Source organism: Devosia sp. A369 (assembly GCF_054489345.1).
Genome location: NZ_JBTMWV010000006.1, coordinates 158,549 through 180,704, shown reverse-complemented (window position 1 = coordinate 180,704; position 22,156 = coordinate 158,549). Strand labels below are relative to the sequence as shown.

20 protein-coding genes are annotated in these 22,156 nt (G+C 63.5%); 16 read left to right on the top strand and 4 right to left on the bottom strand.

Annotated features, from left to right (window positions below; translation table 11 throughout):
* Positions 1-342 precede the first annotated feature (342 nt).
* Positions 343-1,155, top strand: coding sequence for a tetratricopeptide repeat protein (locus tag ACX3OZ_RS10450; protein ID WP_459097713.1), 813 nt, complete (start codon positions 343-345; stop codon positions 1,153-1,155).
* 26 nt (positions 1,156-1,181) lie between these two features.
* Here the strand turns inward: ACX3OZ_RS10450 and xth are convergent, their stop codons facing one another.
* The 3 genes from xth to ACX3OZ_RS10435 are packed head-to-tail and all read right to left on the bottom strand — an operon-like array spanning position 1,182 to position 3,493.
* Entirely contained in the window at positions 1,182-1,961 is a 780-nt protein-coding gene (gene xth, locus ACX3OZ_RS10445; protein ID WP_459097714.1) for an exodeoxyribonuclease III, read from the bottom strand.
* Positions 1,962-1,975: 14 nt separating this feature from the next.
* Positions 1,976-3,088: a serine hydrolase domain-containing protein gene (locus ACX3OZ_RS10440; protein ID WP_459097715.1), complete on the bottom strand. Its 1,113-nt coding sequence runs from the start codon at positions 3,086-3,088 to the stop codon at positions 1,976-1,978.
* A 54-nt stretch (positions 3,089-3,142) separates the two neighbouring features.
* Complete coding sequence (locus ACX3OZ_RS10435; protein WP_459097716.1) at positions 3,143-3,493, bottom strand: HesB/IscA family protein; 351 nt, start codon at positions 3,491-3,493, stop codon at positions 3,143-3,145.
* A gap of 59 nt (positions 3,494-3,552) precedes the next feature.
* Here ACX3OZ_RS10435 and ACX3OZ_RS10430 point away from each other — a divergent pair, with 59 nt between their 5' ends.
* The 13 genes from ACX3OZ_RS10430 (at position 3,553) to ACX3OZ_RS10370 (ending at position 18,047) form a co-directional block, all read left to right on the top strand.
* Complete coding sequence (locus ACX3OZ_RS10430; RefSeq protein ID WP_459097740.1) at positions 3,553-4,767, top strand: deoxyguanosinetriphosphate triphosphohydrolase; 1,215 nt, start codon at positions 3,553-3,555, stop codon at positions 4,765-4,767.
* Positions 4,768-4,797: 30 nt separating this feature from the next.
* Positions 4,798-6,543, top strand: coding sequence for an arginine--tRNA ligase (gene argS / locus ACX3OZ_RS10425; RefSeq protein WP_459097717.1), 1,746 nt, complete (start codon positions 4,798-4,800; stop codon positions 6,541-6,543).
* Positions 6,544-6,623: 80 nt separating this feature from the next.
* The gene (locus ACX3OZ_RS10420; RefSeq protein ID WP_459104465.1) at positions 6,624-8,762 is read left to right on the top strand and encodes an SPOR domain-containing protein; all 2,139 of its coding nucleotides are present in this window, start codon (positions 6,624-6,626) and stop codon (positions 8,760-8,762) included.
* A gap of 104 nt (positions 8,763-8,866) precedes the next feature.
* Entirely contained in the window at positions 8,867-9,655 is a 789-nt protein-coding gene (locus tag ACX3OZ_RS10415; RefSeq protein WP_459104464.1) for a segregation and condensation protein A, read from the top strand.
* Positions 9,652-10,308 (top strand): SMC-Scp complex subunit ScpB, encoded by a 657-nt coding sequence (scpB, locus tag ACX3OZ_RS10410; protein WP_459097720.1) that lies wholly within the window; start codon positions 9,652-9,654, stop codon positions 10,306-10,308. Before ACX3OZ_RS10415 ends, scpB begins: the two co-directional genes overlap by 4 nt.
* The gene (locus ACX3OZ_RS10405; protein WP_459104463.1) at positions 10,308-11,405 is read left to right on the top strand and encodes an ABC transporter ATP-binding protein; all 1,098 of its coding nucleotides are present in this window, start codon (positions 10,308-10,310) and stop codon (positions 11,403-11,405) included. Before scpB ends, ACX3OZ_RS10405 begins: the two co-directional genes overlap by 1 nt.
* Before the next feature lie 60 nt (positions 11,406-11,465).
* Positions 11,466-11,675 carry a twin-arginine translocase TatA/TatE family subunit gene (gene tatA, locus ACX3OZ_RS10400; RefSeq protein WP_459097722.1) on the top strand — a complete coding sequence of 70 codons (210 nt, stop codon included), beginning with the start codon at positions 11,466-11,468 and terminating at the stop codon, positions 11,673-11,675.
* A gap of 45 nt (positions 11,676-11,720) precedes the next feature.
* On the top strand, positions 11,721-12,437 hold the full coding sequence (gene tatB / locus ACX3OZ_RS10395; protein ID WP_459097723.1) for a Sec-independent protein translocase protein TatB: 717 nt from the start codon (positions 11,721-11,723) through the stop codon (positions 12,435-12,437).
* A gap of 3 nt (positions 12,438-12,440) precedes the next feature.
* Complete coding sequence (tatC, locus tag ACX3OZ_RS10390) at positions 12,441-13,259, top strand: twin-arginine translocase subunit TatC (protein ID WP_459097724.1); 819 nt, start codon at positions 12,441-12,443, stop codon at positions 13,257-13,259.
* A gap of 173 nt (positions 13,260-13,432) precedes the next feature.
* Positions 13,433-14,764, top strand: a complete 1,332-nt coding sequence (gene serS, locus ACX3OZ_RS10385; protein WP_459097725.1) for a serine--tRNA ligase — start codon at positions 13,433-13,435, stop codon at positions 14,762-14,764.
* Complete coding sequence (gene surE, locus ACX3OZ_RS10380) at positions 14,761-15,528, top strand: 5'/3'-nucleotidase SurE (protein ID WP_459097726.1); 768 nt, start codon at positions 14,761-14,763, stop codon at positions 15,526-15,528. The genes serS and surE overlap by 4 nt, the downstream gene beginning before the upstream one ends.
* 56 nt (positions 15,529-15,584) lie before the next feature.
* Positions 15,585-16,571 carry a diaminopimelate dehydrogenase gene (locus ACX3OZ_RS10375; RefSeq protein WP_459097727.1) on the top strand — a complete coding sequence of 329 codons (987 nt, stop codon included), beginning with the start codon at positions 15,585-15,587 and terminating at the stop codon, positions 16,569-16,571.
* A gap of 627 nt (positions 16,572-17,198) precedes the next feature.
* A complete protein-coding gene (locus ACX3OZ_RS10370; protein WP_459097728.1) occupies positions 17,199-18,047 on the top strand; it encodes a peptidoglycan DD-metalloendopeptidase family protein in 849 nt (282 codons plus the stop codon).
* Positions 18,048-18,104: 57 nt separating this feature from the next.
* Here the strand turns inward: ACX3OZ_RS10370 and ACX3OZ_RS10365 are convergent, their stop codons facing one another.
* Positions 18,105-18,983 (bottom strand): ATP-binding protein, encoded by an 879-nt coding sequence (locus ACX3OZ_RS10365; RefSeq protein ID WP_459097729.1) that lies wholly within the window; start codon positions 18,981-18,983, stop codon positions 18,105-18,107.
* A gap of 207 nt (positions 18,984-19,190) precedes the next feature.
* Here ACX3OZ_RS10365 and yajC point away from each other — a divergent pair, with 207 nt between their 5' ends.
* Both yajC and secD read left to right on the top strand, forming a co-directional pair.
* Positions 19,191-19,541: a preprotein translocase subunit YajC gene (gene yajC / locus ACX3OZ_RS10360; RefSeq protein ID WP_459097730.1), complete on the top strand. Its 351-nt coding sequence runs from the start codon at positions 19,191-19,193 to the stop codon at positions 19,539-19,541.
* A gap of 63 nt (positions 19,542-19,604) precedes the next feature.
* Positions 19,605-22,151: a protein translocase subunit SecD gene (secD, locus tag ACX3OZ_RS10355; protein ID WP_459097731.1), complete on the top strand. Its 2,547-nt coding sequence runs from the start codon at positions 19,605-19,607 to the stop codon at positions 22,149-22,151.
* Positions 22,152-22,156 lie beyond the last annotated feature (5 nt).

Below are 22,156 nucleotides of genomic sequence, written 5' to 3'. Positions count from 1 at the left end.
TGCGCGTTTTTCTCCCTTTGAGGCCGCAACCCGGCCGCGACGATCCAGCCCGATTCTGCTTTGTGGCAGGCAAGGGCTCGGTTTTGCGCCGGTTTGACGGTGAAACGACGATGAGACCGGTAGCGCCTGCCAAGGCAATACCTTCCGAGCGCCACGCGCTCGGCCGAATGCGGTCACAAACGGAGTTTACCAAATTGTTAACACTCGCTTTCCCTGCCCGATGCAGGGGCTAGATTGGGCACAAGATTTGGCAGCGTCGCCGTTTTGGCTGGCGCGCGCAGTGGAGCCGAAACACCGGCTTCGGGAACATGGCTCGCCAATCGCCCGGCGAGCAAAAGGAGTATGATGCGGACCGTTAGGGACCACTCCCTGATTTCCGTGACCACGGCAGCGTTTCTCGCCATTGCGGCGTCGATCCTGCCCGTGCACGCCCAGACCGCTGCTGATGCTGCGCTCAACATGGCCAACATGTTGGACGGGGCAGGGGGCGGTATTTCGGGTGATGATCTGCTGGCGGCGCTCGAAAATGCCGCCGACGCCGGTCAGCCGATGGCCATGTGGCAGCTGGGCACGATGTATGAGAATGGCGAAGGCGTCGACCGTGACCCGGTCAAGGCCTTTGGCTATTTCGCCCAGATTGCCAACCAGCATGCCGATGCCGCGCCCAAGGGCGTCGAGGCCGATATTGTGGCGCAATCCTTCGTCAAGGTTGGCGATTATTACCGTCAGGGCCTGCCCGGCGCCGGCATCCCCGTCGATGCCGAACGCTCGCACGCTCTGCTGCTGCATGCCGCCACCTATTTCGGCGATGCCGATGCCCAGTATCGCGTTGGCCTGCTCTACACCCGCGCCGACGAAATGGGCATCAACCCACTGCAAAGCGCCCGCTGGTTCTCGCTGGCCGCCCGTAAGGGCCATTGCCCGGCCCAGGCCCATCTCGGCGATATGCTGTTCAACGGCGTTGACGGCATTGAAGCCCAGCCGGTGGAAGGCCTGATGTGGCTGGCCATCGCCCAGCAGCGCTGTGCCGGCACCGGTGATGCGGCCTGGATCGACGAGATGTTCAACCGCGCCGTCTCCCACGCCACCCCCGAGCAGAACACCGAAGCCCTCGCCCTCGCCGACAGCATCGCCCCGCAATTCGCCGGCTTCTAAGCTTCCCGCCGATCAGCCGCGGGAAACTAAAACGCGAACTGCCCTTCCACCGGCACGTGGTCGCTCGGCTTGTCCCAGCCGCGCACATCCTTATGCACCGTCACATCCTGCAGCCGGTCGGCCGCCTGTGGCGACAGCATCAGATGGTCGATACGGATGCCGGCATTGCGCCGCCAGGCGCCCGCCTGGAAGTCCCAGAATGTATAGGACGGTTCGGCCGTGGTCGCCCGCAACGCATCGGTCAGCCCCAGATGGCTCAGGGTACGCCAGCGTTCCAGACTCTCCGGTCGGAACAGGGCGTCGCCCCACCACGCCTTGGGATCATGCGCATCAATTGGCTCGGGAATGAGGTTGAAGTCGCCCAGCAACACAAAGGGTTCTTCCAGCGCCAGCCGTTCGGCGACAAAGGCCTCCAGCCGCCGCATCCAGCCCAGCTTATAGGGGAATTTTTCGGTATCCACCGGGTTACCATTGGGCAGGTAAATCCCGCAAACCCGCACCACGCCGCTCTCCACCGAGAACACGCCCTCGATCAGCCGCGCCTGCTCGTCTGCATCGTCGCCCGGCAAGCCGCGCGTCACTTCGTCAAACGGCAGCAGCGACAGGATGGCGACGCCATTCCAGCTCTTCTGGCCATGCGTTTCCAGATTATAGCCCAGCGCCTCGATCTCGGCCCGCGGGAACGCTTCGTCGATCGATTTGATCTCCTGCAGCACCACGATGTCGGGCTTTTCTTCTTCCAGCCAGCGCAGCAGCACTTCCAACCGGGCCTTGATGCCGTTGATATTCCAGGTGGCGATGCGCATGGGAGAACTCCGAACTAGGGGCGGCGAACAAAATCGGCATAGAGCGCATCGCGAACGTCGCGGGGATAGCGCCCGGTGCAGCCTTCGAGCGCCGTATTGCTCATGGAGATCATTATAAACCCGTTGGCCGGATCAACCAGCCAGGAATGGCCATAGACCCCGCCCCAATTGACGCTTCCCACCGCTTCCGGTGTTTCCGCCGCCACAGGATCGGCCACAATGGCTCCCAGATAGCCAAAACGTCGCCCGGCATCGCGGGGCAGCTCGCCGATCTGGTTACTCATCGCCGCCGTCAGCAGTTCGCTGCCGATGATTCCCTGCCCACCGCTGCGCAATCCCTCCAGCAGCAGCAGAAAATCACTGGCCGTACTGGCCATGCCCGCGCCGCCCGATTGGAACGCCTTGGGATTGAAGATGCGGTTCGGCGCGAAAATCTTCTCGTCGCCATTTGCATCGCGAATCGAGTGTCGCGCCGTCATGCGCGCCGGCTCCGGCGCGTCGTCGCCATAGGGCACGGCCAGCCGCTCGACGTCGCCTACCGAAAAATTACTGTCACTCATGCCCAGCGGGCCGGTCACATAGTGGCGCACCGCATCGGCCAGTGTCGTGCCATGCACCTTGGCCAGCACCGCGCCCAGCACATCGGTGGCTGTGGAATAATTCCACGCCGTACCGGGGGCGAACAGCAACGGCTGGCGGGCCAGGCGGGTGAAATTGGCTTCGTGGTCAAGATCGGTATCCTGCAGGCCGGTGGTGAGCTCCGGGTCGCCCCGATAGCCATAGCCGAGCCCGGCCGTATGGGTCAGCAAGTGACGGACGCGGATATCGCCGAAGCTGCCGTCGGGCGAGCGTGGGGTGAAATAGGGCAGGTGGCTCGATACCGCATCGTCAAGCTGCAGCAGGCTCCGCTCGATCATCGCCAGCGCCGTCATCGCCACAATGGGCTTGGTCAGCGACGCCAGTCGATAGATAGCGTTCTTGGGCATAGGGATGCCGGCTTCGCGGTCAAAATGCCCCGCCGCCCGGTGATAGATCACCTTGCCGTGCTGGGTTGCCAGCACTTCCATGCCGACGATTTTCTTGTTGGCTAAAGCGGCATCGATAACGCTGTCGACCGACTGAGACATGGCAAAACTCCCTCGCGGAAACTTATGCGAAGTCTCGGTCGAACCAGCAAGAGGCTAGACGGCGAAGCTGGTGCCGCAGCCGCAAGAGGCCACCACATTGGGGTTCTTGATCTGGAAGGACTGGCCGATCAGATCATCGACATAGTCGATTTCCGCCCCGCCCATGAACTCCAGGCTCATCGAATCGATCAGCACCACGGCGTCGCCCTTGCTCAAAACGATGTCGTCGCCCGCCGGCTTTTCCTGTACGAGGTTGTATTCATACTGAAACCCGGAGCAGCCGCCCCCCGCCACCGAGATGCGCAGCACCGTCCCTTCGGGCTCTTTCGCAAGAATGCGCGAAACGCGCTTGGCGGCGCGGTCGGTCAAAACGACTTGGGGGGAGGCAAGGGCGGTGGCGGTCATTCTCAGGTCCTAGCCGTAATGTCATAACGGTCAGGCTAAAATAGTAACTCTTGCCGAAAATGAAAAGGGCCTTGTCAGCACCGATGAGCGATACCGCCCCCTACGCCAGTAAACCTGCACTGTCGCTCGGCCGTCTCTACGGCGCCGGCCCGAGCCCAACCCGCTCCGAATATCAGCGCGACCGCGACCGCATCATCCATTCCACCGCCTTCCGGCGGCTGCAGCACAAGACCCAGGTGTTCCTGCATCACGAGGGCCGCCATTTCCGCAATCGACTGACCCATACGCTCGAAGTCAGCCAGATGGCCCGCTCCATGGCCCGCGCCCTGCGCCTGGATGAGGATCTGGCCGAGGCCATCGCGCTGTCGCATGATCTGGGCCACACGCCGTTCGGCCATGCCGGCGAGCGCGCGCTGCACCGCGCCATGGCGCCCTATGGTGGCTTTGATCACAATATCCAGGCCATGCGCGTCGTCACCCGGCTGGAGAACCGCTATGCCGAGCATGACGGGCTCAATCTCACCTGGGAGACGCTGGAGGGCATTCTCAAGCACAACGGCCCGCTGATCCATGTCGACGGCACGCCCTGTGGCCGCTACGCCGCCGAGGGCCTGCCCAGCGGCCTCGACGACATTCCTGCTATCGCCGATCTGCGCCTCGCCAGCCACGCCTCGCTCGAAGCCCAGATTGCCGCCATTGCCGACGATGTGGCCTATAACGCCCACGATATCGACGATGCCCTGCGCGCCGGCCTCATCGTGCTGCCGGATCTGGCTGATGTAGCTTTGGCCGGTCCCATCGTGCGCGAGGTGCTGACTCGCTATCCCGATATTGAGCCCAACCGGCAGGCTCACGAGGTCCAGCGCCGCCTGATCACCAGCGCCATCGAAGACGTGATCGCCACCACAACAGCCAATATCGCCGCCGCCGGTGTCACCTCGGCCGAAGAAGTGCGCACGGCCGGCAAAACCCTCGTCACCTTCTCCTCCGATACTGCGGCGGCCGAACGCGGCCTTAAATCCTTCCTTTTCGAGCGCGTCTATCGCCACGAAGCCGTCATGGTCCCGGTACGCGAAAGCGAGGCGGTGATCGAACGCCTCTTCGCCCGCTACATGGAGCAGGCCGACATGCAGGGCCGCTGGGGCGACGCCGGCCAGGCGGTCACTGGCGCCGCCCGCGCCCGCATCGTGGCCGATTTTATTGCTGGCATGACCGACCCTTATGCCCTCGATGAATATGCGCGCCTGTTTGACGCTCGCCCGGAATTCCGTTAACCCCGGCCCACCCTAGCCTTCAGGTATGTCATGGACGTTTTTGCTCTATTTTCCGCGCGCGTCGCCAATGCGATGCAGGTTCTCTACCCCGAAGTCGGCGCCGACCTGCTGGCCCGCATCGTGGTCGAGCCCCCGCGCGATTCCGCCCATGGTGACCTGTCCACCAACGCCGCCATGGTCGTGGCCAAGCCGCTGGGCAAAAATCCCCGCGAAATCGCCACCACCCTGATCGAACATTTCCGTCACGATGCCGACGTGATCTCCGTCGAAATCGCCGGCCCCGGCTTTATCAATTTCCGTCTGGCCAACCCGATCTGGCACCAGGTGCTGCGCTCTGTCGGCCAGCTCGGCGCTGATTATGGTCGCTCGACGCTCGGGCAGGGCGAGCCGGTCAATATCGAATATGTCTCGGCCAATCCCACCGGCCCGATGCATGTCGGCCATACGCGCGGCGCCGTCTTTGGCGACACGCTCGCCTCCCTCATGGCCTATTCCGGCTTTGAGGTGACCCGCGAATACTACATCAATGACGCCGGCAGCCAGATCGACACGCTCGCCAATTCCACCCTGCTGCGCTACCGTCAGGCGCTGGGCGAAACCATCGAAATCCCGCCCGGCTTCTATCCCGGCGATTACCTGATCCCGGTTGGGCAGGCGCTCAAGGACGAATTCGGCGATACGCTGCTGACGAAGCCGGCCGGCGAGGCATTGGCCCTCGTCAAGGAGCGGGTGCTGGTCGCCATGCTCGAGCTGATCAAGGCCGATCTGGCGCGCCTGGGCATCCACCATGACGTGTTCTTCTCGGAGCGTCAGCTGCACGGGCAGGGGGGCGATATCGAGCTCACGCTGGCCTGGCTGCGCGAGCAGGGCATGGTCTATGAAGGCCGCCTCGAAGCCCCAAAGGGCAAGACGCCCGAAGAGTGGGAAGATCGCGAGCAGACGCTGTTCCGCGCCTCGGACTATGGCGACGATACCGATCGGGCGCTGATCAAGTCGGACGGCTCCTACACTTATTTCGCGGCTGACATCGCCTATCACCGCAACAAGTTCTTGCGCGGCTTCAAGCACATGATCAACGTGCTCGGCGCCGATCACTCGGGCTATGTGAAGCGCCTGCAGGCGGCCACCAAGGCCGTCTCGCTTAATGCCGCCGATATGGATGTGCGCATCTGTCAGCTGGTCCGCCTGCTCAAGAACGGCGAGCCGTTCAAGATGAGCAAGCGCTCCGGCGATCTGGTGACCCTGGCCGACGTGGTCGAGGAAGTCGGCGCCGACGCCACCCGTTTCATGCTGATGTATCGGCGTAATGACGCGGCGATGGATTTCGATTTTGCTGTGGTCAAGGAGCAGACCAAGGACAATCCGGTATTCTACGTTCAGTATGCCCATGCCCGGGCCTATTCCATCTTCAAGACTGCCGCGCGTGATCTGCCGGCGCTCGATTTCTCCCCGGCAGCATTGGCTGCTGCCGAAATCGATCGCCTCGTTACCCCGGCCGAACTTGACCTGGTACGCGTGCTGGCCGCCTGGCCGCGCACCGTCACTGCGGCCGCAATTGCCCATGAACCGCACCGCATTGCCTTCTATGTTCATGAGCTGGCGGCGGCTCTCCACGGCTTCTGGGCCAAGGGTAAGGATGACCCGCAGTTACGGTTTGTTAACGTTGACGACCCAAAGCTGACTTTGGCTCGACTCGCGCTAGTCGACGCTGTGCGCCAGGTAATCGTGAACGCACTTGCTATTCTGGGCGTCTCGGCGCCTGAGGAGCTTTCATAATTCGGGCGTATTACTATGATGACTCCCGGCACAATGCCCCTGTTTGGGCGCCGTAGTCGCAATCTAGAGGGCGCTGCTTGATGACAGCGAAAACGCAGCCGATGGCCGGACAACCCGACGCCGCCGACGATCTGATCGCCGAGCTGGCCAAACTCATGGCAGAGGATGCCCGCCCCGGCGAACGCCCAGCGGCAGCGCCGTCGTTTTCGGTCCGTATTCCCGGCGGCGACGATGCACCCAAGCCGACTCCGCCGCCGCGTTTTGATTTTGAACGCCCGGCAGTGACGCCGCCTGCCGCGGAGCCGCCTGCGCCGCGCGTTGCCGAAACAAGTGTCCGGCCCGATCCCGTGGTCGAGACGCCAGAGCCTTTCCATTTCGACTTTGACCTTGGTGGCTCCAAGCCGGTTGTCGCACCGACGCCGAGGCCGACGCCGCCTGCACCGGCAGCTGCGCCTGTAGCGCCGCCCGAAGCGCAGGACCACGACAGCATTGCCGATCTTATCGCGGCCGAGCTGTCGGCTGATCCGCATCCTGCCGCACCGGCACCCGTCAAGCCTGCCGAACCGGCCCCTGTACCGCAACCCGCCATGAGCCGGGCCAGCAGTACCGATTTTGGCGGGCAGGGGGCATCGCCTGCTCCAATCCCGCATCCGGTTCAGCCGCAGGCTGCCCCGAAAGCTGAAGCGGCACCCGAGCAGGACCGCTTCAAGGTGGCCCCGGTATTTGGGCTCGCCACAAGGACCGCGCCAGTGGCGCCGCCGGTCACCCCCGTCGTCGCCGAACCCGCCCCCGTGGCGCCGGTTCGCGCCGCCGCTCCGATCGAGCCCAGCGTTGCGTCGGCACCGGCCGCACCGCTGTCGCCGGATGATGATCTGGGCCGCGATCCGATCGACGAGATCGAAAATCTCATCGGCCGCGCCATGCGGGTCGAGTTCGACAAACCGGCCGCGCCGGTTGCCGAAGAGCGGCCAGCGCCGAGCCCGGCGCTACGCAGCCTGGCCACCCCTACAATTCCCGCCACACCAGCCAATAACGCAGCCAGCGCTGCGCGCTCGCTGTCTGGCGCCGATGAAGCCATCATGGCCGCCGCCCAGGCGACCGGTGCCGAAATCGGTTGGGTTGACGCCCCCGAAGTCGACGAGCCTGCGCCCATCGCTGCCAGGCGTCAGCGCGCGCCGCGCGCCCTGGGTATCAGCCGGGCTGCCGCTGGCCCGCTGGTTGCGGTAACGCTGCTTTTGGCCGCTGGATTCGGGCTCTATTGGGTGCTCGGCCTTGGCCGCGATGCCGGTCCTGCGCCGCTGCTCACTGCCGATGCCACTCCGTCCAAGGAAACCCCGGCTGCTCCGGCCGAGGCTGAAGCGTCGCAATCGATCGTGTTCAACGAGATCAATGGCGTGGTCCCTGGGGCCGAAGAACAACTCGTCTCCCGCGATCAGGCCGACGTCAACGAGGTCACCCAGACTCCGCCCACGGCTGATGTCAGCGAAGAAGGCCTCGCCAATCGCAAGGTGCGCACCGTTACCGTGCGCCCCGATGGCACCATTGTCAGTGGCGACGATAGCGTGGCCGGCAGCACGATTTTGCCGGTGGCGCGCCCCAACGTTCCCGAAGTGCCCGGCGCCGAACCCGTCAGCCCTGAGCTGCTGGCCACGCCTGCTCCAGCCCCGGCTGCGACACCCGCGCCGACGCCAGCACCAGCACCAGCCGCCACAGTGGTTCCGGTGACGCCCGGCTCCACCGTTCCGGCCGTCGATCTGGCCGGCAATCCGGTCGCGGGCAAGACTGCACCCGTGCCGCGTCTGCGCCCGTCCGGGCTGGTGGCGCAGGCCGCCGCGCCGACCTCGCCGATCAACGCCGTGGTCGATAGTCCGGTGTCCACCGGCAACACCCTGCCGCCGCCGCCCGCGGCGTCGCAGCTGTCGGCTCCACCCGCTGCGGCCATTCCGCAGGCTGTCGAAGTCAACGCCTTGCCCAATGATGCACCGGCCTATGTCCAGCTGGCCTCCCAGCGCAGCGAAGCCGAGGCCCGCGCCAGCGCCCAGGCCATGGTCAACCGCTTCGGTCCGCTCTTCGGCGGCGCCAATATGGAAGTCCAGCGCGTCGATCTCGGCGCCAAGGGGATCTATTACCGTGTCCGCGTGCCCGCCAATTCCCTGCAGGACGCCAACACGATCTGCACCAACGTCAAAGCCGCCGGCGGCGACTGCTTCACCATGTAGTCGCCGGCCTCCGGGCCGGGGCTTGCCCACCCTATCGCCGCTTGACGCGCCCGGACCGAGCGGCCAAGGATGACGCAATTGTCCTGCAGCGCGGCCCTGAATTCATGACGACTGCCCAGACCGACTGGTTTGACACGCCCGCCCCACCGGCGGACGAGGATGTCATGTATGTCGATGTCGACGGCTATGAAGGCCCGCTCGACCTGCTGCTTGATCTTGCCCGCCGTCAGAAGGTCGATCTGGCGTCCATTTCCGTGCTGGCTCTGGCCGAGCAATATCTGGCTTTCATCGAAACCGTGCGCGAGAAACGCATCGAGGTCGCCGCCGATTATCTGGTGATGGCCGCCTGGCTGGCCTATCTCAAGAGCCGCCTGATGGTGCCGCAGGCCCCGTCGGACGATGAGCCGTCCGGTGAAATGCTGGCCGCCATGCTGCAATTCCGGTTGAAGCGCCTCGAAGCCATGCGCCGCGCCGCCAGCCAGCTGATGAACCGGCCCCGGCTTGGCTTCCAGATCTATGCCCGCGGCATGCCCGAGCCGATCCAGATCCAGCGTACCAGCCTGTGGGAAGCCTCGCTCTACGATGTGCTCAAAGCCTATTCCACCCAGCGCGAACGCGGCGTCTCCACCGACTATTCCCCCATTCAGCGCACCGTCTGGTCGCTGCAGGAGGCACGGGACATCCTCCAGCGCTTGATCGGCGATAGTTTTGAGTGGGTGTCGATGGATTCCTATCTGGCCGAATATCTCGCCATGCCGGCCGAGCGCGCCACCATCCGCGCCTCGAGCTTTGCCTCGAGCCTCGAACTGGTTCGCCTCGGCCAGATCGATTTGCGCCAGACCGAGACCTTTGGCCCGCTCTTCATGCGCCGCCGCAAGGCCGACCAGCAATGACCGACCCGATTGATGAGCCCAACCAGGTGCTTGAGCGCCATCTCCGCGTGCTTGAAGCGCTGCTTTTTGCCGCGAGTGAGCCGCTCGATGCCAACAGCCTGCGAGCCTATGTAGGGCCCGAAGCGAACATTGCGGCCCTGCTGCTGACGCTGCAGCAGCGCTATGCCGGGCGGGGAGTGAACCTGGTGCGACGCGCCGATAAATGGGCCTTTCGCACCGCCGAAGACCTCGGCTTTCTGCTGCGCCGCGACGAGCAGGAGACGCGTCCGCTCTCCCGTGCGGCGCTCGAAACCCTCTCCATCATCGCCTACCACCAGCCCACCACCCGCGCCGAGATCGAGGAAGTCCGCGGCGTTGCCACCGGCAAGGGCACCATTGACCTGCTTCTGGAAGCCGGCTGGATTCGCCTGCGCGGTCGTCGTCGCACGCCCGGTCGCCCGGTAACCTACGGCACCACCGACGCTTTTCTCGATCACTTCGGTTTGGAAAGCCTTGGCGATCTGCCCGGTCTCGACGAATTGAAGGGTTCTGGCCTGCTTTCCGGCCGCCTGCCGCCCAATATGCAGATCCCGCTTCCCTTCGACGGTGCGCTGCGCGATGACGAAGACCCGCTCGACCCCGACGATGCCGGCGGCGACGAGGAGCAGGACTGATGGCTGAAAAATCCAGTTCGGACTGGGGCTTGCGCGGCACCACCGGCGTCAGCTTCGCCGCCACCTTGGAGTTCGACGCCGTCGATGTCCGGCTCGGGGGCAGGGTGGTGCTCGACCGCTTCAGTCTGACCCTGAAACCCGGCGAAATCGTCTGCCTGCTCGGCGAATCGGGCTCCGGCAAATCCACCGCCTTGCGCGTTGCTGCCGGCATCCAGCCCATTCATGGCGGCGCCGTCCGCATCAATGGTAGCACCGTCTCGGCCCCCGGCGTCACCACGCCGCCGGATCGCCGCGGTATCGGGTTGATGTTTCAAGACTTTGCGCTATTCCCGCATTTGAGCGTCCTGCACAATGTCCTGTTCGGCCTGCGCAAGCTCGGGCGCGTCGCTGCGCTGGCCCAGGCCCGCGCTGCCCTGCGCCGGGTGGGGCTGGCCGACCGCGAGGCCGACTTCCCCCATATGCTCTCCGGCGGCCAGCAACAGCGCCTGGCGCTGGCCCGCAGCGTCGCTCCGCGCCCCGGCGTGCTGCTGCTCGACGAACCCTTCTCCAGCCTCGACGCCCGCCTGCGCGAGACCGTCCGCGAGGAAACCCTTGCCGTGCTGCGGGAAACCCACGTCACCAGCCTGATCGTCACCCATGACCCCGAAGAGGCCATGGTGCTGGGCGACCGGGTTGCGCTGCTGCGCCATGGCCGCATCGCCCAGATCGGCACCGCCACCGAAATCTACCGCCATCCCATCGACCTCAGCGCCGCCCGCTTCTTCTCGCCGCTCAGCGAGATCGACAGCGTGGTGTCCGGCGGCCGCGTTTCGACCCCGCTGGGCTCCGTGCCGGCGCCGGGTCTGACCGATGGGGCTGCGGTCACGGTTGCCATTCGGCCCGCCGGCGGCGTGTCCATGACGGCGCGTGGCACGGGCACGCTGGGCCGCATCGTCGGCAAGCGCGATGCCATTGGCATTGATATCTGCGAGCTGATGGTCGATGGCCTGGACACCCCGTTGGGCCTGCGCCAGCCATCAGATGCCGAACTAGTTGTGGGCCAGGACGTCTTCGTGACGCTTAATCCCGAGCACGTTCTTGTGTTTGCCCGCGATTGAACCTATTTCTGACCCATCTATCGCGTGTAACGCGCATAAACGAATTCTAGGGAGACTAAAATGCACGCGCCAGGAATTTGGGGCATTCTCGTTGTCGCCGTTGTTGTGATCCTGCTGTTTGGTCGCGGGAAGATTTCCGGCATGATGGGTGAAGTTGCTTCGGGCATCAAAGCCTTCCAGAAGGGCATGAAGGACGACGACAAGCCGGTGGAGCAGGTTACCACCACCGCTGACGCCACCCTTCGCGAGACCGAGAAGAAGGACGTCTAAGGACGCTTCTGCCGGCCGCGCCGTTGCTGTGTAAGGATTAGAACTATGCTCGGCTTGGGCTGGACAGAGATGCTGGTGATCGGCGTTGTTGCGCTGATTGTCATCGGGCCTAAGGACTTGCCGGTGGTGATGAACCGCGTCGGCAAGATCGTCGGGCAGATCAGGCGCATGGGCAACGACTTCCAGCGTGAGATCAACAAGACGACCGGAATGGACGAGGTGCGCAATCTGCGCAACTCGATCACCGCGCCGCTCAAGAAGACCTCCGACGAAATTCGCAAGGAGTTCAACGCCATGACGCCGACGGGGCCAAAGCCCAGCGGCGTCATCAAGCCGACTGATCCCAAGGCGGAAAGCGTCGTCGATGAGATCAAGGCCGCCGCTGGCATGACGCCGCCCAAGACGGCGGATCAGGTCGCCGCCGAATCCGGCTTCAAGTCCGCCGCCACGACGCCCAAGGCGCCCGTGGCCGCTCCGGCCAAGAAAGTCGTGGCCAAGAAGGCTCCGGTGAAGGCCAAGGCCGCCCCAACCCGCCCGGTGATCACCACTGAACTCGCTCCGCTGGAAAGCCCGGCACCGGCTGATAAGCCGGTGAAGAAGCCTGCCGCCAAGAAGACCGCGACGGCCAAGCCTGCGGCAGCGGCAAAGCCGGCCAAGGCCGTGGAGGCTGAACCAGCCGTTGCCAAGCCCGCGCCCAAGAAACGCGCCGCCGCCAAGCCGAAGGCAGCTCCTGTCGAAGCCGCCAAGGCTGGGGACGTATAAATTATGGCCGACACCAAGCAGATCGAAGACAAGAGCAAGACTGCCGAAGACGAACTCGCCGGCAGCGAGGCTCCGCTGCTCGAGCACCTGGTCGAGCTGCGCAAGCGGCTGATCTATTCGGCGGTGACCATCGTCGCGCTGATGGCCTTCTGTTTCATTTTCGCCAGCACCATCTATGACTGGCTGCTGATCCCCTACAAGCACTCCGTGCCAGGCGCGAACCTGATCTTCACCGCGCCGCAGGAGCTGTTTTTTACCTATCTGAACGTCGCATTGTTCGGGGCGGTCTTCCTTGGCTTTCCCATGGTGGCCAGCCAGATTTACATGTTCGTGGCACCCGGGCTCTACAAGCATGAGCGTAAAGCGTTCATCCCATACCTCATTGCCACACCGATCTTTTTCGTAGCCGGCGCGGCCCTGGTCTATTTCGTCGTGCTGCCGATGGCGCTGAGCTTCTTTGCCGGCATGCAGACCGCCGATATCGAGATGCTGACCAGCGTCAGCGAATATCTCGGCCTCGCCATGCTGCTGATCCTGGCCTTCGGCGTCTGCTTCCAGCTGCCGGTGGTGTTGACGCTGCTGGCCCAGATCGATCTCGTGCATGTCGACATGCTCCAGAAGGGCCGTCGCTACGCCATCGTCGGCATTCTGATTTTCGCGGCTTTCATCACCCCGCCTGATCCGATCTCCCAGATCGGCTTGGCCGTGCCGATGTATCTGCTCTACGAACTTTCGATCCTGTCGGTTCGCATGGTCGAAAAGCGCCGTGCTGCCAAGCTGGCGGCACAGGAAGCCGAGCTGTCCAAATCATCATCTGAATAGTCGCCAAGGGCCTCATGGTTGGCGCGGCCAGCCGTGGGGTCTTGCTGCGCCGTTCGGTGGCATTGGCGCTTTGGGGATTGCCGGGCGTCCCTGACGACCTTAGACAAACTCACAAATCAGTGCATTTATAGCAGTTTACCAACCAAGAGGCGGGCGACGACCCGTAGCAATCGATGTTCGATATCAAGTGGATCAGAGCCAACGCCGAAGCCTTCGATGCTGCCGTTTCGCGGCGCAAGGGCGTCTCCGTGCGTTCCGCCGATCTGCTGGCCATCGATGACAAGCGTCGCGACATCATCGCCCGCCTGAACGAAGCGCAGGAGAAGCGCAATGCGCTCTCCAAGCAGATCGGCCAGGCCAAAGCGCAGAAGGATGAGGCCAAGGCCGCCGAACTGATGGCCGAAGTTGCTGGCCTCAAGGACTTCATTCCCCAGGGCGAAGCCGACGAGCGCGCCATCGAACTCGAACTGCGCAATGCCCTCTCGGTCATTCCCAACCTCGTCTTCGAAGACGTGCCGGACGGCACCGACGAATCCGGCAATGTCGAATATTTCGGCCGCAACGGCACGCCCGAGACCGCCGCCCAAGCCCGTGCCCCCCGGCCCAGCTTCTCGTTCGCTCCCAAGGAGCATTACGAGATCGGCGAAGCCATGGGGCAGATGGACTTTGAGGTCGCCGCCAAGCTTTCCGGCAGCCGCTTTGTCGTGCTGAAGGGGCAGGTGGCTCGCCTCGAACGCGCTCTCGGCCAGTTCATGCTCGATCTGCATACGACCGAGCATGGCTACACCGAAGTGCAGCCGCCACTGCTGGTGAAGGACGACGCGCTGTTCGGGACTAATCAGTTGCCGAAATTCGAGGACGACCTGTTCTTCACCCCGCACGGCGAATCGCGGTTGGCGCTGATCCCGACGGCCGAAGTGCCGCTGACAAATTTCGTCCGCGAATCCATTCTTGCCGAGGAAGAACTGCCGCTGCGCCTCACCGCACTCACCCCCTGTTTCCGCTCGGAAGCCGGTTCGGCCGGTCGCGATACGCGCGGCATGCTGCGCCAGCACCAGTTCAACAAGGTGGAAATGGTGTCGATCACCACGCCGGAAACTTCGGTGGACGAGCATGAGCGCATGCTGGCTTGCGCTGAGACGGTGCTGCAGCGTCTGGGCCTGCATTATCGGGTGATGGATCTGTGCACCGGCGATATCGGCTTCGGCGCCAAGCGGACCTATGATCTGGAAGTCTGGCTCCCGGGTCAGGACACCTATCGCGAAATCTCCTCGGTCTCGGTCTGCGGCGATTTCCAGGCGCGGCGCATGGATGCGCGCTATCGCCCCGCCGGCGAGAAGCAGGCACCGCGCTTTGTCCATACGCTCAATGGTTCGGGCACGGCTGTCGGGCGCTGCCTCATCGCTGTGTTGGAGAACTACCAGCAGGAAGACGGCTCGGTCCGCGTGCCTGACGTGCTGCAGCCCTATATGGGCGGCCTCACCTCCATCGGCGGCCGGGCATGAGCCTGCGCATCCTCATCACCAATGATGATGGTGTGGATGCGCCTGGCATCGCCATCATGGCCGATATCGCCCGGACGCTGAGCGATGATATCTGGATCGTGGCGCCCGATGGCAACCAGTCAGGGGCAGGGCACCGCTTCACCCTTGGCCGCGAGTTGCATTTCGACCAGCGCGATGAGCGGACATTTGCCGTGGTCGGCGGCTCGCCGGCTGACTGTGTCGTTGCCGGCATGACCCATCTGCTGGGCGATCGCCCGGCTGATGTGGTGCTGTCCGGGGTCAATGCCGGGCAGAATCTGGGCGATATCATCAACTGCTCAGGCACGGCGGCCGGCGCGCGGGAAGGGGCCCTGCAGGGCGCCATTGGCATCGCTATGAGCCAGGGCATGAATTACGAGGTCAGCCGCGAGGTGGATTGGTCCAACTCCATCCGCCACGGGGCTGCCGCTGCCCGCTCGATCATTGCCGCCGCCCAAGGGCGCGAGCACTATTACAACGTCAATTTCCCGTTCTGCGATCCCGATGAGACCAAGGGCATCGCCGTGGCCCCGCATCAGCGCTTTTCGCGCTCGCCGTTCCGCTATTATCCCAGCGACAATGACGGCAAATTCTTCATCGCCATCCCCGAAACCCCGATGCCGCTCGACCGCTCGGCCGACTTCGAAATCATGCGCCGCGACGGCTATGTAACGGTAACGCCGATGCTGCTGCAGCAAACCGATGCGGCGCTGGTGGAACGAATGCGGGGCATGTTGACGCTTTAGGGCGTCGGCGCGCGGCAACCACAATAATTTGCATGAATAAGAGGGCATGACTCATCATGGCTGACCACATTCGGATCGCCATCGCCGGCCACGGCAACCTCGGACGCGGCGTCGAAGCCGCCATGCCAAAAAATCCCGATATGCGACTGGTGGGCATCTATACCCGCCGGGCGCCCGAGACGATCAGCCCGCTACAGGCCGACACACCAGTGTTTGCCATGGCCGATCTCGCCGGTCATGCCGACCAGATCGACGTGTTGATTCTGTGCGGCGGCTCCAAGGACGACTTGCCAAAGCAGGGGCCTGAACTGGCGGCGTTGTTCAACACCGTCGACAGCTTCGACACCCACGCCCGCATTCCCGACTATTTTGCTGCGGTCGATGCCCCGGCGCTGGCCAATCACAAGACGGCGCTGATCTCGGTGGGCTGGGACCCCGGCCTGTTCTCCATCAATCGGGTGATCGGCGAAGCACTGCTGCCCGATGGTGCGACCTATACCTTCTGGGGGGACGGGTTGAGCCAGGGGCATTCCGATGCGGTGCGCCGCGTGCCCGGTGTGGCCAATGGCGTGCAATATACCCGTCCGGTGCAACAGGCCGTCGATCTGGTGCGCAGCGCGTCACGTCCGACGCTAACCACCCGCGAGAAGCATCGGCGCGAATGCTTCGTGGTGCTGGAGGCGGGGGCTGATGCCGAGGCGGTGCGAACCGCCATCACCACCATGCCGCATTATTTCGATGAATATGACACCACGGTCAATTTCATCACCGCCGAGGAATTGCGCCGCGACCACCAGGCGATGCCGCATGGCGGCTTCGTCATTCGCAGCGGCAACACCTCCGAGGCCAATGCCCAGGTGGTGGAATATAGCCTCAAGCTCGACAGCAATCCCGAATTTACCGCCAGCGTGCTGGTGGCCTATGCCAGGGCGACGCATCGTTTGCAGCAGATGGGCCAGTATGGCGCCAAGACGGTGTTCGACGTAGCGCCGGGGCTGTTGTCGGCCAAGAGCGCGGCGCAGTTGCGGGCCGAACAGCTCTAGGCAGTCCGGACGTTCAAAAGTTGGCACTATAAGGGCCATTCGACCCGCCGGGGATATCCGGCGGGTTTTTGCGTTTCAGCAGGTGCCGGTGGGGCTAGCGCGGCCCCTTCGTTCTTAACCTTACCCAATCCAGAATCCGGCCGTCACGAATTTGCTCAAATCGCATCGGCCTTAAACTCGTCTTTACCTTACCGGCTTAGTTTCAAACTTGTGTTGAGTACCTGCGTACGAGTGTAGCTGATGAGTATCCGCGTATCCCGCCGGGCGCCCAAAGGTGCCGTTGCAATGGTTGGCCTAATCGCGGCCGCCGTTGCGCTTTCCGGGTGTTCCAGTCTCGGTAGTCGGGCCTTTAGCGATCCCGTGACCACTGGCTCCGTGCAGCAAAGTGCTCCCGCCAGCTTTGGCCAGCCGATGCCCTCGAGCCTGGGTGCCCCCCAGAATATGATGGCCGAAAGCCCGTTTCTGCCCCCGGCCAATGTCGGTGGTGGCGGTTTCAACAGTCAGCCGACGGCCGTCCAGCCTGCCTGGAACCAGCCGCAGACTGCCTTTAACCAGCCGATGCCGTCCGTCCAGTCCCAAGACCTTCCTGTACTGAGTAACCCGTCTTCTCAGGGATCCCTGCCCATCATGCAACCACAGCCCGCCTTCGCTTCGGCCACTCCGATGCCGTCTCCTGCTGCCCTTGGCAGTTTGCCCACCAATAACTCGGTGCCGGCGCTTGCCGCGGCGACGCCGCAGCCTGGCGCGACGAACAGCTTTACCCACACCATTGCTAGCGGCGAGTCGCTTTACACCATCGCCCGCCGCTACGAAGTGACCACCCAGTCGCTGGTTCAGGCCAACAATCTGTCGTCGCCCGACAAGATTGTGGTCGGGCAGAAGGTGATCATCCCGGGTCGCGCTGATCTGTTGGCAACCAAGGCGCCGACCCAGGTCGCCAGCGCCACGCCAATGGCACCCGCACCGGCGCAGCAGACGCTGCCGCAGGCCGCGCCCAATGCGCTGCAAGCCGCAACGCCAACGCCCGCTGCCCCCGCACAGGCCGCTCCGGCACAGGTGGCGCCGACGCAGACTGCCGCAATTCCCGCCGCGGAACCGGCAATGTCGGGCAATGACAAGTTCCGTTGGCCCGCCAGCGGTCGCGTGCTGGTCGATTTCGCCTCGTCCAAGGGCACCGGCATCAACATCGAAGTGCCGGAAGGTTCTTCGGTCAAGGCCGCCGAGAACGGCACCGTGATCTATGTCGGCTCCGGGGTCGAAGGCTATGGCAATCTGATCCTGATCCGCCACCCCAATGGCTATGTCTCGGCCTATGCCCATCTGCAGTCGATGAGCGTGGCCAAGGGCGCCGTCGTCGGTCGCGGTGACAATATCGGCGCCGCCGGCATGACCGGCTCGGTGACCAAGCCGCAGCTGCACTTCGAAATCCGCAAGGGCGCTACGCCGGTCGATCCGGTGCCGCTGCTGGCTGGTTAGTCGAAGCATCTGAAACAAGAAGACCCCCGCGCGAGCGGGGGTTTTTGTTTGTGTAAGTCAGATCGGCTTGCCCAATTCGCCGGCGAGCGTCCGCACCAGCTGGATGGCGACTCGGCCCGAGCGGGCGCCGCGGGTGGCGGACCATTCGATGGCGCGGGCGCGCAGGGTTTCGGCGTCGAGATCGAGCCCATAGTGGTCGGCATAGGCCTGCACCATGGTGAGGAAGGTCGGCTGGTCGCAATTGTGGAAGCCCAGCCACAGCCCGAAGCGGTCCGAGAGCGACACTTTTTCTTCGACGGCTTCGCCCGGATTGATGGCGGTCGAGCGCTCATTCTCGATCATGTCGCGCGGCATCAGATGGCGGCGGTTGGAGGTGGCGTAGAACAGCACGTTTTCCGGCCGCCCTTCGAGACCGCCATCGAGGATGGTTTTGAGCGATTTGTAGCTGACTTCGCCATTGTCGAAGCTGAGGTCGTCGCAGAAGACGATGAAGCGGGCCTCGATACCGCCGATCTGGCGCATCAGGGCAGGGAGGGTTTCAAGGTCTTCCCGGGCAATCTCGATCAACACCAGACGCTGGAAGCCCTCGTTGGCGCGTTCGCCGATATGGCCGTGGATGGCTTTGACCAGCGAACTTTTACCCATGCCGCGAGCGCCCCAGAGCAGCGCATTGTTGGCGCCGTGGCCACGGGCGAACTGTTCGGTATTGCGCAGCAGAATGTCCTGCACGGAATCGATGCCCTTGAGCATGTCCAGCGATACGCGGCTGACTTTGGGCACAGCCATCAACATCCCGGCATCGCCATCCCAATAATAGGCATCGGCTGCGCCCAACGCGCTCGATGCAATCTTGGTTGGCGGCACCATGCCTTTGAGAACACTCGAAATTTCAGTGAGTGCAGCGGAGATTTCGGCTAGGCGGTCTTCGGTCTTCAAGGTATGTCGTCCTTATGATCGGCGCGGCAATTTGCAGTCCCCGGAATGGCTTTGCAATCGCTGGGGGGCAAATGTATAGTCCGCGCGATTTTGACCGGGGCGCAAGTGCAGTTTGCCCCATATGCGTCCAGTGGTTCCGCAACCATTTTGCTGGTTCCTGGTGTCGCCTTCCAATAAGCCAAGAAGAATCGATAGGAGCCTCGCCTAATGTTCGTAACGCCCGCTTTTGCCCAGGCAACCGGCGCCGCCCCATCGGGTGGAATCACCGATATCGTCGTCCAGCTGATGCCCATTCTGCTGCTCGTCGTGATTTTCTGGTTCCTGATTTTCCGTCCGCAGCAGAAGCGTCTGAAGGCCCAGCAGGCCATGCTGTCGGCCATCCGTCGTGGCGACACCGTTGTCACCACCGGCGGCATCGTCGGCAAGGTGACCAAGGCCGTTGATGGCGAAGACCTCGAAGTCGAGATCGCTTCGGGCGTCAAGGTGAAGCTGGTGCGCGGCATGGTTGCCGACGTCCGCTCCAAGGCCGAGCCGGTCAACGACAACAAGCCAGCCTAACGGCGTCACATGAACAACGCCGGAGCCCATGGGCTCCGGTTTTTTCCTTTCAGGACGACCTAGATGCAGTTTTCGCCCATCCGCACCGCCATCATCGCCATCGTAGCCCTGCTGGGCGTGTTGTTTGCGGTCCCCAGTTTCCTGCCCGACAACGTGCGTGACAACTGGCCGGGCTTCCTGCCCAGGCAGACTGTGGTTCTGGGTCTGGACTTGCAGGGTGGTTCGCACCTGCTGTTGCAGGTCAATCAGGACGGCATCGTCACCGAGCGGCTGCAGACCCTGCGCCGCGACGTCCGCAATACGCTTGCCAATCAGAATGGCATCGGCAATCTCATCACTACCGATCCGGCTACACGCACGCTGACGATCGAGCTGACCGACCCGAGCCAGAAGGCCGCAGCGCGTACCGCTGTCGAGGCGCTGCAGAATTCGATCAGCAACTCGCTGATCGCCGTGGGCGGCGTCAACGAACTCGCTTTTGGCGAAACGCCGGATGGCAAGCTCACCGTGACGCTCACTCCTGAGGGTGTCGAGCAGCGCATGTCGGCACTGGTGGCGCAGTCCATCGAAGTGATCCGCAAGCGCGTCGACGAGCTTGGCACCACCGAACCGCAAATTCAGCGCCAGGGCACCAATCGCGTGCTGGTGCAGGTTCCCGGTTTTGGCGACAGCGAGCGCCTCAAGGACATTATTTCGCGCACCGCGCGACTGACTTTCCACATGGTCTATCCCGGCATGAGCGCCGCCCAGGCCAAGGCCCAGGGCCTGCCCGCCGGCACCATGATCCTGCCCAGCCAGGACGGCACCGAAGAGCTGCTTTATGAAGACGTCGCCCTTGGCGGCGAGTCGCTGGTCGATGCGCAGCCGAGCTATGACCAGCAGCGCTCCATGCCCGTGGTCAGCTTCAAGTTCGACACCCGTGGCGCCATCACCTTTGGCCAGATCACCGGCGCCAATGTCGGTCAGCGCTTTGCCATCGTGCTCGACAACACGGTCATCACCGCTCCGGTCATCCAGCAGCCAATCACCGGCGGCTCGGGCCAGATCAGCGGCAGCTTCACCACCTCCACGGCCAACGATCTCGCTGTGCTGCTGCGCGCCGGCGCCTTGCCGGCCTCGCTCGACGTGGTCGAGGAGCGCACGGTGGACGCCAGCCTCGGCGCCGACTCGATCCGTTCGGGTCTGACCGCCGGTGTTGTCGCCAGCGCGCTCGTCGTCGTGTTCATGGTGCTGGCCTATGGCGTGTGGGGCGTGTTCGCCAACGTCTCGCTGATCCTCAACGTCATCCTGATCTTCGGTGCGCTGTCGATGCTGGGGGCCACGCTGACCTTGCCCGGCATAGCCGGCATCGTGCTGACCATCGGCATGGCCGTGGACGCCAACGTGCTGATCTATGAACGCATGCGCGAGGAGCAGCGCGCCGGCAAAACGCCGATCCAGGCCATAAATGCCGGTTTCGAGCGGGCCTGGGGCACCATTATCGACTCGCACTTGACCCAGCTTATCTCAGCCATCGTGCTGTATTTTCTGGGCTCCGGCCCGGTGCAGGGCTTTGCCGTTACCCTGGCGCTCGGCATCCTGACCTCGCTGTTCACCTCCTATACCCTGACCTCCTATCAGGTGCAGATGTGGTTCCGGGCGGTGCGCCCGAAGGTGCTGAAGATCCAGCATTTCCGCTTCATCCCGGACGGCACCAAAATCCCGTTCATGAAGATCTCGCGCTATGTGATCCTGTTCTCGATCGTCGCCAGCGTGGCATCCATCGGCTCGGCCTACTTCAAGGGCTTCAATCTCGGCATCGACTTTGTCGGCGGCACCGCCATTGTCATCCAGCATGAGGACGGCCCGGCCGATGTCGGCAAGGTGCGCGAACTGCTCGACGGGTTGGAACTGGGCGAAGTGCAGGTGCAGGGCTTTGGCACGCCGGAAGACGTGCTGGTTCGCGTGCAGGCACAGGAGGGCGGCCAGGACGCCGACCAGGTCGCTGTGTCCAAGGTCCGTGATGCGCTGGCCACCGAGAACTATACCGTGCGCAGCACGGAGGCGGTCAGCGGCACGGTTTCGGGCGAACTCGCCTGGAAGGGCGCGATCGCCGTCATCATCGCGCTCGGGGCGATCCTGATCTACATCTGGTTCCGCTTCGAGTGGCAGTTCGCCATGGCGGCAGTGACCACCACCACTCATGACGTGATCATGACCATCGGGCTGTTCTCGATAACCGGGTTGGAATTCAACCTCACCTCGATTGCGGCCGTGCTGACTCTGGTGGGTCTGTCGCTGAACGAAACCGTGGTGATTTCCGACCGTGTGCGTGAAAACCTGCGAAAACATCGCAAGATGCCACTGCCGGAGCTGATCGATCTGTCGATCAACCAGACCATCGTGCGCACCTCGCTGACGCAGTTCACCGTGTTCCTGGCGCTGATTCCGCTGGTGCTGTTCGGCGGCGAAGTGATCCGGAGCTTCACCATCGCCATGACCTTCGGCTGTATCGTCGGCATGTATTCGTCGATCATCGTCAACGGCCCGATCCTGATCAATTTCGGCCTCAAGTCGAAGGTTGATGAGGACAAGCCAGCGGCAAAGGCGATCGACGGCTCCTCTGTCTGAAGCTG